Annotated in this window: 12 protein-coding genes and 1 riboswitch; of the genes, 9 read left to right on the forward strand and 3 right to left on the reverse strand. The window is 72.6% G+C overall.

The annotated features are described in order from the left end of the window. The 7 genes from sufU to OG218_RS22150 all read left to right on the forward strand — a co-directional run bounded on the left by sufU (position 1) and on the right by OG218_RS22150 (position 6,711). Positions 1 to 441, forward strand: a complete 441-nt coding sequence (gene sufU, locus OG218_RS22120) for a Fe-S cluster assembly sulfur transfer protein SufU (RefSeq protein ID WP_380162168.1) — start codon at positions 1 to 3, stop codon at positions 439 to 441. Positions 442 to 488: 47 nt separating this feature from the next. Continuing rightward, a complete protein-coding gene (locus OG218_RS22125; protein ID WP_328295378.1) occupies positions 489 to 983 on the forward strand; it encodes a GNAT family N-acetyltransferase in 495 nt (164 codons plus the stop codon). 79 nt (positions 984 to 1,062) lie between these two features. Next, positions 1,063 to 2,889, forward strand: a complete 1,827-nt coding sequence (locus OG218_RS22130; protein WP_328295379.1) for a glycoside hydrolase family 35 protein — start codon at positions 1,063 to 1,065, stop codon at positions 2,887 to 2,889. Positions 2,890 to 2,954: 65 nt separating this feature from the next. Beyond that, positions 2,955 to 3,053, forward strand: a riboswitch (SAM riboswitch). A gap of 6 nt (positions 3,054 to 3,059) precedes the next feature. After that, entirely contained in the window at positions 3,060 to 3,467 is a 408-nt protein-coding gene (locus OG218_RS22135; RefSeq protein ID WP_328295380.1) for a rhodanese-like domain-containing protein, read from the forward strand. Further along, positions 3,431 to 4,657, forward strand: coding sequence for an O-succinylhomoserine sulfhydrylase (locus tag OG218_RS22140; protein WP_380157366.1), 1,227 nt, complete (start codon positions 3,431 to 3,433; stop codon positions 4,655 to 4,657). The genes OG218_RS22135 and OG218_RS22140 overlap by 37 nt, the downstream gene beginning before the upstream one ends. Positions 4,658 to 4,670: 13 nt before the next feature. After that, positions 4,671 to 5,891 (forward strand): cobalamin-independent methionine synthase II family protein, encoded by a 1,221-nt coding sequence (locus tag OG218_RS22145; RefSeq protein WP_328295382.1) that lies wholly within the window; start codon positions 4,671 to 4,673, stop codon positions 5,889 to 5,891. Beyond that, a complete protein-coding gene (locus OG218_RS22150; protein ID WP_328295383.1) occupies positions 5,857 to 6,711 on the forward strand; it encodes a class I SAM-dependent methyltransferase in 855 nt (284 codons plus the stop codon). Before OG218_RS22145 ends, OG218_RS22150 begins: the two co-directional genes overlap by 35 nt. Here OG218_RS22150 and OG218_RS22155 read toward each other — a convergent pair. Both OG218_RS22155 and OG218_RS22160 read right to left on the reverse strand, forming a co-directional pair. Beyond that, positions 6,647 to 8,590, reverse strand: a complete 1,944-nt coding sequence (locus OG218_RS22155) for an FAD/NAD(P)-binding protein (RefSeq protein ID WP_328295384.1) — start codon at positions 8,588 to 8,590, stop codon at positions 6,647 to 6,649. The genes OG218_RS22150 and OG218_RS22155 overlap by 65 nt on opposite strands. A 202-nt stretch (positions 8,591 to 8,792) precedes the next feature. Further along, positions 8,793 to 9,968, reverse strand: a complete 1,176-nt coding sequence (locus tag OG218_RS22160; protein WP_328295385.1) for an ROK family transcriptional regulator — start codon at positions 9,966 to 9,968, stop codon at positions 8,793 to 8,795. A gap of 154 nt (positions 9,969 to 10,122) precedes the next feature. Between OG218_RS22160 and OG218_RS22165 the strand changes: the two genes are divergently transcribed. Next, positions 10,123 to 12,324, forward strand: a complete 2,202-nt coding sequence (locus tag OG218_RS22165; RefSeq protein WP_442906422.1) for an alpha-galactosidase — start codon at positions 10,123 to 10,125, stop codon at positions 12,322 to 12,324. A gap of 15 nt (positions 12,325 to 12,339) precedes the next feature. Here the strand turns inward: OG218_RS22165 and OG218_RS22170 are convergent, their stop codons facing one another. Continuing rightward, positions 12,340 to 13,188: a DeoR/GlpR family DNA-binding transcription regulator gene (locus OG218_RS22170; protein WP_328295387.1), complete on the reverse strand. Its 849-nt coding sequence runs from the start codon at positions 13,186 to 13,188 to the stop codon at positions 12,340 to 12,342. A 219-nt stretch (positions 13,189 to 13,407) separates the two neighbouring features. On the opposite strand from OG218_RS22170, the gene OG218_RS22175 reads away from it, so the two are divergent. Further along, positions 13,408 to 14,751, forward strand: a complete 1,344-nt coding sequence (locus tag OG218_RS22175; protein ID WP_328295388.1) for an ABC transporter substrate-binding protein — start codon at positions 13,408 to 13,410, stop codon at positions 14,749 to 14,751.

Consider the following 14,751-nt stretch of genomic DNA (forward strand, 5'->3'; position numbering starts at 1 on the left):
CTGACCGCCGTGGACCTGTACCAGCAGCTGATCATCGAGCACTCCAAACGTCCGCACGGCGAGGGTCTGCGCGACCCGTTCGCGGCGCAGGCCCACCACGTGAACCCGACGTGCGGCGACGAGATCACCCTGCGGGTGGCGCTCGCCGGCGACACGGTCGAGGACGTCTCCTACGACGCCCTCGGGTGTTCGATCAGCCGCGCCTCGGCCTCGGTGCTGCACGACCTCGTCGTCGGGCGCTCGCTCGAGGAGGTCGTCACGGTGCGGGACGCGGTGCAGCACATGCTGACCAGTCGTGGTGAGGACGAGGGTGACGAGGACGTGCTGGGCGACGCCGTCGCCCTCGCCGGTGTCGCGAAGTACCCCGCGCGGGTGAAGTGCGCCCTCCTCAGCTGGTCCGCGCTCGCCGACGCCCTGCTCCGCGCGCCCGCCACCCCCTGAGCCCCGGGACCCCTCGGCACCCGGTGGTCGGTGGGTAGCCTGCGGACGTGGAGATCCGCGAGTTCACCGACGCCGACTGGGCGCAGATCTGGCCGTTCTTCGACGAGATCGTCGCCGAGGAGGAGACCTACGCCTACCCGCGCGGGCTGACCTCGGAGCGCGCGCGCGACCTCTGGGTCGAGTCCCCGCCGGGGGTGACGGTGGTGGCGCTGGAGGACGGGCAGGTGCTCGGCACCGCCAAGACGGGGCCGAACCGGCCGGGCCCCGGGGCCCACGTCGCCACCGCGAGCTTCATGGTCTCGCCCGCCGCGCGCGGTCGCGGCGTCGGACGCGCCCTCGGCGAGCACGTCCTCGCCCTCGCTGCGTTCCGCGGGTACCGCGCCATGCAGTTCAACGCCGTCGTCGAGACCAACACCGCGGCGGTCGCGTTGTGGCGCTCGCTGGGGATGAGCATCGTCGGCACCGTTCCCGAGGCCTTCGACCACCCCGAGCACGGTCTCGTCGGCCTGCACGTCATGCACCGCTTCCTCGTCGAGGACTGACCCCGCTCCGGCGCGGATCCCCGGGCGTTACGGTGGCCTCCCGCACCGGCGAGGGCGCCGGCCCAGCACAGGAGTCGACGTGAACCCCACCGCCCGCACCTCCGCTCTGACCCTCGGGCCGGAGGGGTTCCTCGCCGACGGGCGTCCCCACCGGTTGCTGTCCGGTGCGCTGCACTACTTCCGCGTCCACCCCGCCCAGTGGCGCGACCGGTTGCGGTCGGTGCGTCAACTGGGGCTGAACACGGTGGAGACCTACGTGCCGTGGGACCTGCACGCCCCACGACGCGGCGAGTTCCGCACCGACGGCTCCTGCGACCTCGCGGGGTTCCTCGACGCGGCGGCCGCGGAGGACCTCGACGTGGTCGTCCGGCCGGGCCCCTACATCTGCGCCGAGTGGTCCAACGGCGGGTTGCCGGTCTGGCTCACCCGTTCCGGGGTCCGGCTGCGCATCGACGACCCGGACTACCTCGAGGCCGTCGACGAGTTCCTGACCCGGGTCTACGAGGTCGTCGCTCCCCGGCAGGCCGACCGGGGCGGACGCGTCGTCCTGGTGCAGGTCGAGAACGAGTACGGCGCCTACGAGACCGGTTCCGGCGCAGCAGACAGCGCCGCGACGGACACCGCCGCCCGGACCGCCTACCTGGAACACCTGGTGGCCACCACGCGCCGCTGCGGGATCACCGTGCCGCTGACGACCGTCGACCAGCCCACCGACGAGATGCTGGCCGCGGGGACCCTGCCCGGACTGCTGACGACCGGGTCCTTCGGCGGCCGGGCGGCCGAGCGGCTGGACACCCTGCGCCGCCACCAGCCCGAGGGACCGCTCGTCTGCTCGGAGTTCTGGGTCGGCTGGTTCGACCACTGGGGTTCCCACCACCGGACGACGCCCCCGGAGGCGGCCGTCGCCGAACTGACGACGATGCTGGAACGCGGCGCGGGAGTGAACGTCTACGTCGTGCACGGGGGCACGAACTTCGGGTTCACCAGCGGCGCCAACGACAAGGGTACTTACCAGGCGACCACGACGTCCTACGACTACGACGCGCTCCTCGACGAGGCCGGCCGGCCCACGCCGAAGTACTGGGCCTTCCGCGAGGTCCTCGGCGGGTACGCCGAACTCGGTGCCGACGTCCCGCCGCCGGCGCGGCCGGCGCCGGTCCTGCGGGCTCCGCTCGTCGGTGCGCTCCCGCTGATCGAGGCCGTGGACGGTCTCGAGCCGGTGGCGGGGGAGGAGGTCCCGTTCCTCGACGACCTGGCGACGGAGAGCGGGGTACCCGCCCCCTTCGCGTGGGTCAGCGCCACCTCGCCCGGGTCCCCGGGTCCGACCGTCCTGCACGTGGCCGAGGTGCGCGACCGCCTCACCGTGCTGCTCGACGGAGTGCGGCTGGGCACCCTGTTCCGGGAGGACCACGACACCACGCTCGCCCTCCCGCCGCACCCCGCCGGCACCCGGCTCGACCTGCTCCTCGAGGACGCGGGCCGGGTGAACTACGGTCCGCGCCTCGGCGAGCCCAAGGGCGTCGTCGGTCCCGTCCGCGTCGGGGACGCGGCGGTGCGCGACCTCCGGGTGCAGGCGCTGGACCCGGACCGGCTGGCGACTGCCCCGGCGGGACGCTCGGGTGCGGTGACGTTCCTCGCCGGCCCGGTCCTGGCCCGCGCGGAGCTCGAGGTGGCGGAGCCCGTCGACCTCTTCCTGGACACGGCCGGCTGGGGGCGCGGGGTCGTCTGGGTCAACGGGTTCTGCCTGGGGCGCTACTGGCGGCGCGGACCGCAGCGGACGCTCTACGTCCCGGGGCCGGTCCTGCGGGCGGGGACCAACGACGTGACGGTCCTGGAACTCGACGCCGCCGCGGACCCGTGGGTCCGGACGCTGCCCGACCTGGACCTCGGCCACACCGACGAGTGACCGAGGAGTAGCCACCCACGCTGCTCCACCCGTCCTGCCCCTCGTCGCGATGCCCTACGCTGACGGGACCATCCAGAGCGGCCGAGAGACCTGGCTCGTCGACGCCGCAGCAACCCCCTCGCCCTCACCGGCGGGGAGGGTGCTCATGCCAGGACCGATGGGAGGAAAGAGTGGGTTACGCCGGCGACCTCACACCGCGTGAGGCCTTCGACCTGGTCCGGGACACCCCGGACGCGGTCCTCGTGGACGTCCGCACCGACGCCGAATGGCGTTTCGTCGGGGTCCCCGACACCAGCGGGACCGGCCGGGAGCCGGTCCTCGTGTCCTGGCTCCCGGTCGACCCGCCGCGGTTCCTGGCCGAACTCGCCGCCGCGGGGATCACCCCGGGAGCGGGCGCCCCGGTCGTGTTCCTCTGCCGCTCCGGGCAGCGTTCCGTCGGTGCGGCCGAGGCCGCCACCGCCGCCGGGATCGCCCCCAGCTACAACGTCCTCGAAGGGTTCGAGGGTCCGCTGGACGACGCCGGTCACCGCGGTGCGGTGGGTTGGCGCGCGGCCGGTCTGCCCTGGCGACAGTCGTGAGCGAGGGCTGGCGCCCGGACACCACCGCCGTCCGCGGCGGCCTCGTCCGGTCGCAGTTCGAGGAGACCGCCGAGGCCATGTACCTCACGTCGGGGTACACCTACGCGACCGCGGCGGACGCCGAGGCCGCGTTCGCGGGCGACGTCGACCGCTACGTCTACTCCCGCTACGGGAACCCGACGGTGTCGGTGTTCACGGAACGGTTGCGGCAGCTGGAAGGGGCGCAGGCCTGCTACGGCCTCGCCAGCGGGATGTCCGCGGTGTTCTACGCGCTCGCCGCGCTCCTCGGCGCGGGTGACCGGGTGGTGGCGGCGCGGAGCCTCTTCGGTTCCTGCTTCGTGATCCTCGACGAGATCCTCCCCCGGTGGGGCGTCACGACGGAGTTCGTCGACGGCGAGGACCTGGCGCAGTGGGAACGCGCGCTCTCGACCCCGGCGCAGGCGGTGTTCTTCGAGACCCCGGCGAACCCCATGCAGACCCTCGTCGACATCGCCGCCGTGAGCGAACTCGCGCACGCCGCGGGGGCGACCGTCGTGGTCGACAACGCCTTCGCCAGTCCCGTCGGCCAGCACCCGCTGGAGTTCGGGGCCGACGTCGTCGTGTACTCCGCGACCAAGCACATCGACGGCCAGGGCCGGGTGATGGGCGGCGCGGTCCTCGGGACCTCGGAGTTCATCGACGGCAGGTTCCGCGAACTCACCCGGCACACCGGACCGACGCTCAGCCCGTTCAACGCGTGGACCCTGGCCAAGGGCCTGGAGACCATGAGCCTGCGGGTGCGGCACGCCGCAGCCACCACCCTGCGCCTCGCGGAGCACCTGGAGCAGTCGCCGGGTGTCCGCTGGGTCCGCCACCCCCTGCTGGCCAGCCACCCGCAGTTCGACCTGGCGAAGCGGCAGATGGAACTCGGCGGGACGGTCCTCACGTTCGAGCTCGACGCCCCGCGCGGGCGCGGCAAGGACCGCGCCTTCGAGGTCCTCGACGCCCTGCGGATCGTGGACATCTCCAACAACCTCGGCGACGCCAAGTCGCTCGCCACCCACCCCGCCACGACGACGCACCGTCGTCTGGGCGCCGAAGGCCGTGCCGCCATCGGCCTGACCGACGGGGTGCTGCGGTTGTCGGTGGGCCTGGAGGACCCCGACGACCTGCTGGAAGACCTCGACCGCGCGTTGCGCGCGAAACCCTGATCGGAGAACCCCTGTGACCGAGCACCAGATCCCCGTCTCCCACGCCGGGAGCCTGCCCCGCACCCCGGAACTCATCGCCGCGAACGAGGCCCGCCGCATCGGCGACGACGGTTTCACCCTCGAACGCACCCCCGAGTTCGACGCCCTGCTGACCGACGCGGTCGTGGACCTGGTGAAGCGCCAGGAGGCCCTCGGCGTCACCATCGTCGGTGACGGCGAGTACGGCAAGGCCATGTCCAGCGCCGTCGACTACGGCGCCTGGTGGTCCTACTCCTTCCAGCGGGTGTCGGGGCTCGAGGTCACCGGCGAGGACCTGTTCACCCAGCCCGTCGTGCGCTCCGAACCCGGCCACGTGCGGTTGACCAGCTTCCCCGACCGACGCGACTGGGTGACGTTCCGCGAGGCCTACCAGGACCCGGCGTCGGGGATCTCGACGGGCAAGAACGCCACCGCGTTCCCCGCGACGGTCGGGCCGTTGGCCTACACCGGTCAGGCGGCCATCGCCTCCGACATCGCCAACCTCAAGGCCGGCCTCGCCGCGGCCGGGGTCACCGAGGGGTTCATCACCTCGCTCTCCCCGGGCAGCGGGGCGCGCATCGCGAACCGCCACTACGCGACCGAGGAGGAACACATCTGGGCGTGGGCGGACGTGCTGCGCGAGGAGTACCGGGCGGTCGTCGAGGCCGGGCTCACCCTGCAGATCGACGACCCCTCCATCGCGGAGAACTTCGACCAGATCAACCCCGAACCCTCCATCGAGGACTACCGCGCGTTCACCCGCATCCGGGTCGAGGCGCTGAACCACGCCCTGCGCGGTCTGCCGACCGAGCAGATCCGCTTCCACCTCTGCTGGGGTTCCTGGCACGGCCCGCACACCACCGACGTCGAGTTCAAGCACATCGTCGACCTCATGCTCGAGATCGACGCGGGGTCCTACTCCTTCGAGGCCGCCAACGTGCGCCACGAGCACGAGTGGAAGGTCTGGAAGGACGTGGCGCTGCCCGCGGGCAAGAAGATCGTCCCCGGCATCGTGAGCCACGCGACGAACGTCGTGGAGCACCCGGAACTCGTGGCCGACCGCATCGAGCGGTTCGCCTCGGTCGTCGGCCCGGAGAACGTCGTGGCCTCCACCGACTGCGGTCTCGGCGGGCGCATCCACCCGCAGATCGCGGTCGCCAAGCTCGCGACCCTCGGCGAGGGTGCGCGACTCGCAGGCGAACGACTCTTCGGGTGAGTCCCCGGTGACCCGGGACCGGGCCTCGGGGGAGGCCGCCGCGTGGGCGTTGTGGCAGGACTCCCCGTGGGGCCGGCTGCGCTACCGCGTCGTCGCCCGGGTCCTGCAGGAGTGGTGCGCGGACCTCGGTGAGGGACCGCTGCGGGTGCTCGACGCGGGCGGGGGCGACGGTCGCGACGCCGTCCAGTTCGCCCTCGCCGGGCACTCCGTCACGGTGCTCGACCGTTCCCCGGAGATGCTCGCGCTGGCCCGCGCGGCGGCCGCCGCCGCCGGCGTGGGGGACCGCCTGCACACCGTCGCGGCCGACCTGGAGGACCTCACGGCCCTGGCCGCGCTGACCCGCCACCGCGAGGGGGGTTCGGGGTCCTTCGACGTGGTCCTCTGCCACGACGTGCTGCAGCACCGGGAGTCCCCGGGGCAGGTGCGGGCCGACGTCGCGACGCTGGTCTCCTCGGCGCGCCCCGGCGGTCTGGTGTCGTTGCTGGCGCCGAACCCCGCCGCCGACGTCGTCGCGAGCGTCCTGCGCGAGGGGCCCGCCGCGGCCTGGGTCGCGCTCGACGGGGAACGCGCGCTGGACCCGGGCACGGGTCACACCGCGCTGCGGCTGTCCCCGGAGTTCGTCGAGGACGCGCTGGCGGCGGTCGGCTGCGACGTGACGCGCCGGGCCGGGATCCTCGCGGTGACGACGTTGCTCGAGGAGTCCGACCGGGTCGACGACCGGGTGGCCGCCGACCTGGAGGAACTCGAGGTCGAACTCAGTCGACGCGAACAGTTCCGCGGTGCGGCGCGCTACTGGCTGCTCGGGGGCCGACGACGCTGACCGGTGCGTGCGGCCGGGTCGCGGTCAGCAGGGACGCCGCGATCCGGTCGTTGAGCCGGAAGAACCCGGCGTCCACGCCGGGACGGGCGAACGCCGCCGCCCAGCCACCACCCGCGACCCAGGGGCCGACGGCGTAGCGGTGCGGGTGCACGGAACCGTCCGTGGCGACCAGGCGCTGGTCCGGGTCGACGACGAGCCGGCCGTTGCCGATCTCGGTCACCTCCCCGCGAGCGGCCAACCCGGCCAGCAGCGGGTCCGCGCTGTCGGCGATGCTGGGCGTGGGCAACCGCGCGTCGACCAGGACCCGCGCCGAGATCCCGGCCGGTGAGTTCCCCGACCGGGCGCTCCAGCACCGAGCGACCTCGTCCGCCCGCACCTGCACGTCACCACCGAGGAACCGGACGACCCCGGCGTCGGCCAGGGCGAGGAGTTCGCGTAGCCGCTGCGGGGGCGGGCCGGAGGCGACGTAGCTGAAGAACCCGTGCCACCACCCGTCGACCTCGAGGGTCGACTCCTCGTCGAGCAGACCGCGGTGGGCGAGCCCGGCGACGGTGACGTAGCAGGACAGCAACGCGAAGAACACGGCGGCGTCCATGCTGTGGGCCGGGTCGCCCCGGCGTTGCACGTCCGCGGCGACGTGCGCGCGGACCCGGTCGTGGACCTCCTGCGCCGACGTCGCCCGCCACCCGTCCAGCGGCCGGTCGAGGCGGCCCAGGTCGAGGCGGTCCGCGGGGTCGGGCACCGCGGTCGCCACCAGGTCGTCCAGTTCCGCGCTGCCCCAGGGGGCGGCCGCGAACCGGGTCCCGAACTCCGTGGGGGCCAGTGCCGTGCGCTCCGGGTGGGAGCGGAACAGTTCGTGGTAGTGCGCCCCCGCCAGTTCCTTCGCCGCGACGGGCCACAGGTCGGCCCGCAGGTTCAGCGGTCGCGTCGAGCCCAGGAACGGCTCCGCCGTGAAGAACCGGGGGAGCGGCGGACGTTCGTCGAGGACGTAGGTGATCTTCGAGCGGTACGGGACCCCGCGCCGGCTGCCCACGTGCAGCACGGGTTCACGGCCGCTGGGGTGGTAGACGAGTCCGTCGGATCCCTCCGAGAACCGCCCGCCCCGACCCTGTCCGACGAGCACCGCGAGGTCGACGAAGGCCAACCCCATCCCCGCCACGATCACGTCGGCGCCCGGGGGCAACGTCACCTCGTCCTGCGTGAGACCGAGGTCGCTGGTGTACCCGGGGGCGACGTAGCCCAGCCCGTGCCGGTCCGCGAACTCCTGCGCGGTGACCTCCCGCGCGCCGGGGACGACGTCCGGGTGGCCCTGCGCGAGGACCACCGCGTCGACGTCGAGCGTCCCGCCGTCCTCGAGCACCACCTGGCGGCCGCGCAGGTCGACCGCCCGGGTGCGGTGCACGTGCACCCGCAGGTTCGCCGGCGTCCCCGCGAGCGTCCGGTCCCACGCCCAGGAGAGGTAGCGGCTGCCCAGCGCCCGGGAGACGAACGTGCCCTCCTGCACCCCCAGCACCTCGCGGTGGAGTTCCGCCTCGCCGGCGGCCTCGAACTCCGCGGCCAGGTCGCCCCGGTGCTCCTCCAGCCAGGCGAACAGCGTCGGCCCGGTGCGCACCGGGCCGGGCAGCACCGAGGAGTCGTCGGGCAGGACCGTGACGTCGGCTGCGCGGGAGTTCATCCACAGCAACGGGTGCTGGTCGGCCCGCCAGATCCGTCCCGCCCCCGGCGGGTGGGGGTCGACGACGTGCACGTCGACGACCCGGGTCGGGTCGGCGACGGCGCGGGCGGACAACCGGTCGAGGACGCCGAGGGTTCGGGGGCCGCCTCCGACCAGGCACAGGGAGAGGTCGTCGTCGGACGGGGTGCGCAGGGACAGGCTCACGTGGGCTCCAGAGGAGAGATCCGGTGGGGGACTCGTCCTCAGGAACAGGTGGCGCCGTGGGTGCGGCACAGGTCGACGTGGCGACGGCGCACCAGTCGCCCGTTCGTCGCTCCCGCGGTCCGCACGGCTCCAGGGTAGGCGTCGCGACCCCGTCCGCCCAGTCGACCTCGCTCGGCGGGGCCGCGGTCCTGCGGACGGGGGTTCAGCGACGGTGGCCGAGGACGAACGTGCGGATCGCGGTGACGGCCGCACCGCGGGCCCACTCGGTGAAGCCCGTGGGCTGGACGTCGATGTCGAGCCGGGAGGCGAAGGGACTGCGGTGCTCGCGGATCCCCGCCCACAGCGCGTCCTGCCCGACGACGGCGAGGCGGATCCCCTCACCGGACAGGATCAGCTTCTCCGGCATGGTGAGGTTCCCGATCGCCGCGACCAGCGTCCCCAGGGCGTGCGCGGAGTCGTCGACGACGCGCCGGGCCAGCGGGTCCCCGCCGTCGGCGAGGTCGAGGACCTCCTCGTAGCGGACCGGTCGGCGCAGCGCGGCCGCGGCCCGGGCCTCCACGGCGGCGACGGTGAGCAGGGCGTCGGCGCAGCCCTGGTGCCCCAGCGGGCACAGCGGCCCGCCGGGCAGCAGGGGGAAGTGCCCGAGCAACCCCACGCCCGCGTCGGGTCGGTCCACGACCTCGTCGTGGACGACCAGGCCGTACCCGAGGCCCTCACCGATCGTCAGCACCGCGAAGTGCCGGCACCGTCGCGCCGTCCCGAACCACTGCTCCGCGCGGGTGAAGGACAGCAGGTCGTTGTCGACGACGACGGGCAGTCCGAGCTGCTCCTCCAGCACCGGCCCCAGCGGGACGTCCTGCCAGCCGAGGAAGCTGGCGTTCAGCACGTGCCCGCCCTCGCCGACGAGACCGCCGAGGCTCACCCCCACGGCCCGCAGCGACGCCCGCGCCCCGTGCTCGGCCAGCAGCGACCGCACGAGCCCGACGACGGTGGCGACCACCGCCCCGGGCGAGGTGTCGCCGAGGACGGCCTCGTCACTGGCCAGCACCGTGGCCCGCAACGAGGTGAGGACGGCGTGCGCGGTGCGGGCGGTGAGCTTCACCCCGACGAAGAGGTGGGAGTGCTCGTCGACGTCCATCGGGCGGGTGGGCCGCCCGGTGACGGGGTCGTAGGCGCTGCCGGTCTCCTGCAGCAACCCGGAGTCGAGCAGGGGTTTCGACAAGCGGGTCAGGGTCCCGGCCGAGAGGTCGAGGCGGCGGGCGAGCTCGCTGCGCGGCAGGGGTCCGTCCAGCAGGACCTCGAGGGCGATGCTGTGGGCCGTCCCGGTCAGGGGCGTCCAGGACACCGTGGACGGGGTGGTGCGAGGCGGTGCGTCCACGTCCAGTCCTCTCGTCGTCGTGAGTGTTGGAGTGAAACCTACCCGAGGCGGTTCGGTCGAGGAGACGACCCGCTGGACGGGTGATTGACGCCGTGGAGCTTTCAGCGTAGAAGTGTCACCGTCCGCCACACCGACGTGCCCCGACGGAGTTCCTGTGACCTCACCGCACGACCCCCAGCGCAGCACCCCTCCCGCGACCCCGGGGGCCACTACCGCTGCGCTCGGCCGCGTCCTGCACCTGAGGACGGCGGGGGTGAGCCTCGTCGTGGACCTGCACGCCACCTCCACCCCGACGCTGGTGCACTGGGGAGCCGACCTGGGCGACCTCTCCGAGGCCGCCCTCGCCGACCTCGTCACGTCCGGGCGGACCGCCCGGGCCAACAACGACCTGGACGTGCCGCAGCCCACCCGGCTGCTCCCCGAGCAGGCCTGGGGATGGAACGGCCGTCCCGGCCTGTCCGGTCACCGCGCCGGCACGGCGTGGTCCACGCGGTTCGTCCCGACCGGGGCCCTCGTCGAGGAACGGAGCGACGGTGGCCGCCTCGTGCTCGACACCGCCGACCCGGAGGCCGGTCTGGCGTTGACCCTCGAGCTCGAACTGCTTCCTTCGGGGTTGCTGCGCCACCGGGCGACGCTGACGAACACGGGCGAGGGGGACTACGAGGTCGCCGACCTCGCCCTGGCGCTCCCCGTCCCGCCGGTCGCGACCGAGATCTTCGACCTGGCGGGTCGCTGGGCGAAGGAACGCGTCCCGCAGCGGCGTCCGCTGGTCTTCGGCGCCCACGTGCGGGAGAACCGCCGCGGTCGCACCGGTCCCGACGCGCCCCTCGTGCTCGCCGTCGGGACCCGGGGGTTCGGCTTCCGCGACGGGGAGGTCTGGGCGACCCACACCGCGTTCAGCGGGAACCACCGCAGCAGCGTGGAGAAGCTGTCCAGCGGGACGACCACGCTGGCGGCCGGTGAACTCCTGCTGCCCGGCGAGGTCCGACTGGCGCCGGGGGCGCAGTACCGCACCCCGTGGGTGTTCGGGGCCTGGTCCGCCGACGGGCTGGACGGGATGGCGGCGCGGTTCCACCAGTACCTGCGGTCGCGTCCGCACCACCCCTCGACCCCGCGACCGGTCGTCGTGAACACGTGGGAGGCCGTCTACTTCGACCTCGACCTCGAGAAGCTGCTGGCCCTGGCTCGGGCCGCCGCGGAGGTCGGCGCGGAACGCTACGTCCTCGACGACGGCTGGTTCCGCCACCGCCGCCGGGACGACGCCGGCCTCGGCGACTGGTACGTGGACGAGGGCGTCTGGCCGCAGGGCCTGCACCCGCTCGTCGACGGCGTCCGGGCGCTGGGGCTGGAGTTCGGCCTCTGGGTCGAACCCGAGATGGTGAACCCCGACTCCGACCTCGTGCGGGCCCACCCCGACTGGGTCCTGCAGACGGGCGGGCGCACCCCGCTGCCGTCGCGTCAGCAGCAGGTCCTCGACCTCGGGAACCCGGCGGCGTTCGCCCACGTCCTCGAACGTCTCGACGCGCTGCTCACCGAGTACGACATCGCCTACTTCAAGTGGGACCACAACCGGGACCTGCTCGAGGCCGGTTCCGGACCCTCCGGCGCGGCCGGCGTGCACGCCCAGACCCTCGCCGTGTACCGACTGCTCGACGAACTGCGGGCCCGGCACCCCGGGGTCGAGATCGAGTCCTGCTCCTCGGGCGGGTTGCGGGTCGACCTCGAGATCCTCGAGCACACCGACCGGGTCTGGGGCAGCGACTGCATCGATCCGCTGGAACGGCAGCAGATCCAGCGCTGGACGACCCAGCTCGTCCCGCCGGAACTCATCGGTTCCCACGTCGGCGCCTCGCCGTCGCACACCACCCACCGCAGTTCGGACCTGTCGTTCCGGGCGGGGACGGCGCTGTTCGCCTCGTTCGGCATCGAGACCGACATCACCAGGCTGGAACCCGCGGAACGGGCGGAACTCGCGAGCTGGGTCGCCCTGTACAAGGAACTCCGGGGTCTGCTGCACACCGGCACCGTGGTGCGCTGCGACGACCACGACCCGTCCTTCCAGGTGCACGGGACGGTGGCCGGTGACGGTTCCGACGCCCTCTTCGCGGTCGTGCAGCTGAGCACCCCCGACGCCTCGGTCCCGGGCCGGGTCCGGTTGCCGGGACTGCTGCCCGACGCGCAGTACGAGGTCAGCGCGCAGGCACCGGGGGACATCCCCGCGGTGCGGAGTGAGGCCGACCTGCCCTGGTTGGCGAACGGGGTGCGCATGAACGGCCGGACGCTCGCCGCCGTCGGGGTCGCGGCTCCGGCGTTGCAACCCCAGCAGTTGGTGCTGGTGCGCGCACGGCGGGTCTGAGGCAGGTGGGGCCGGTCAGCCGGCCCCACCACCGTCACCCGGGGTGAGGAGAACCTGCCCGCCGCGGTCGTTGACGGCTCTGCAGGCCGCCTGCGGCAGACCGTCGTCGCTCACCAGGACGTCCACCTCGTCCAGGCCCGCGATCGTCGCGAGACCGACCAGACCCCAGCGGTCGGAGCCGGCGACGAGCACGGTGCAGGCCGCCGCGGAGATGAGGGCACGGTTCGTCTCGCCCTCGGCGAGTTCGGAACTCGTCAGTCCTTCCGCGGCGCTGAACCCGTGCACGTCCAGGAACAGCAGGTCGACGTGGAGGGGTTCGAGACTGCGGTTCGCCACCGGTCCCACCAGCGCGCCCGCCGCGTTCCGCATCCCGCCGGTGAGGATGACGGCACGGTCGTGCCGGTACGGTTCGTGGAGGACCTGGGCCACGGCCGGGGAGTTCGTCACGACCGTCAGACCGGGGACGCTGTGCAGGGCGGAGGCGACGTCGAGCGTCGTCGGGCCCGCCGAGAGGGCGACCGAGGAACCCGGTTGGACGAGGGACGCGGCGAGTTCTCCGATCGAACGTTCCAGGTGTCGGTTCCCGGTGTCTCGTGTCGGGAAACCGAACTCCGCGCCGAAACCCTCGGGGAGGGCCGCGCCGCCGTGGACACGGTCGGCGAGACCCAATCGAGACAGTTCCGTGATGTCCCGGCGGATCGTCACGTCCGAGACGCCGAGGCGGTCCACCAGGTCGGAGACGCGGACGCTTCCGCTGCTGCGCAACGCTTCGAGGATGAGTTTCTGTCGATTTCGAGCCAGTACCACCGGGACACCCCCACCCCACGGCGAGCGTGGTTCCGTCGACCTTGACCCGTCGAGCATGCGGCTCGGGGGTCCCGGAGTCAACGCCGACGGGCGGTTTCGGACACCGGTTTCGACCAGACCCGAACATCAACGGGTCACAGGTTCGTTCGGTTCTGCGCGAACAGCTTGACAGCGGACGGCCCCGGGCCCAGAGTTGTTGTCGTGGTCGACCGCGTTCCCGGTCGACTCGAAGACGCGCAGAGCCGGCCCTCGCCGGACGCCGACGAAGGAGTCGCGATGAACCGCCCCACCACCGAAGCCGAGTACCTCGCAGGCCTCGTGCCCGCCTCCGCCGGCCGCCACGGTTTCAGCCGTCGCTCGATGCTGCGTGGCTCGCTGCTCGCCGCCGGCGTTCCCGCCCTGCTCGCCGCGTGCGGCGGCAACGACACCGCCGGTGGCGGTGGCGGGGGCGGTGGCGGCGACGTCACCCTCGGCTCGAACTTCTCCGACGCGGTCCCGGTCAAGGCCATGAACGCCATGGTCGCCGACGCTCAGACCAAGCAGGGCATCAAGGTCAAGCTGAACACCGTCGACCACACGACCTTCCAGAACAACATCAACAACTACCTCCAGGGCAGCCCGGACGACGTGTTCGCCTGGTTCGCCGGGTACCGCATGCAGTTCTTCGCCGCCCAGGGCCTCGCCTCGGACCTGACCGACGTCTGGAGCACCATCGGGGCGAACTACACCGACGCCTTCAAGAAGGCCTCCACGGGCGAGGACGGCAAGCAGTACTTCGTCCCGACCACCTACGGCCCGTGGGCCGTCTTCTACCGCAAGTCGCTCTGGGCGGAGAAGGGCTACACGGCCCCCGAGACCCTCGACGAGATGGTCACCCTGTCCAAGAAGATGCAGACCGACGGCCTCGTGCCGCTGGCTTTCGCGGACAAGGAGGGCTGGCCGGCCATGGGCACCTTCGACCAGCTCAACATGCGCATCAACGGCTACCAGTTCCACGTCGACCTGATGGCCGGCAAGGAGGCCTGGACCGACCAGAAGGTCAAGACGGTCTTCGACACCTGGAAGGGGCTGCTGCCCTACCACCAGACCGACTCCCTGGGTCGCACCTGGCAGGAGGCGGCCACCGGTGTCGTCAACAAGACCTCGGGCATGATGGTCATCGGTTCCTTCATCGGCCAGCAGTTCGAGGACGCCGACCAGGACGACATCGACTTCTTCAACTTCCCCGAGGTCGACTCCAACATCGGCGCGGACGCGGTCGAGGCCCCCATCGACGGCTTCATGATGTCGAAGCGGCCCCGCAACGAGGCCGGCGCCAAGAAGCTGCTCGAGTACTTCGGCTCGCCCGACGACGGTGTCGTCCAGACGACGAACGACCCTTCGGGCATCGCGGCGAACACGAAGTCCGACCAGGGCCACTACACCGAGCTGCAGAAGAAGTGCGCGCAGTTCGTGGCCAGCGCCAAGTCCATCTCGCAGTTCATGGACCGCGACACCCGTCCGGACTTCGCCTCCACGGTCATGATCCCGGAGCTGCAGAAGTTCATCTCGGACCCGAGCGACATCGACGGTCTGTGCACCGAGATCGAAAACCAGAAGAAGAGCATCTTCACCTCCTGA

This window comes from Kineococcus sp. NBC_00420, assembly GCF_036021035.1.
Taxonomy (GTDB): domain Bacteria; phylum Actinomycetota; class Actinomycetes; order Actinomycetales; family Kineococcaceae; genus Kineococcus.

Coding starts and splice junctions, on each gene's coding strand:
- OG218_RS22170 (WP_328295387.1), bottom strand. CDS start 13,188: ATGCTCGACGGGTCAAGGTCGACGGAACCACGCTCGCCGTGGGGTGGG.
- OG218_RS22175 (WP_328295388.1), top strand. CDS start 13,408: ATGAACCGCCCCACCACCGAAGCCGAGTACCTCGCAGGCCTCGTGCCC.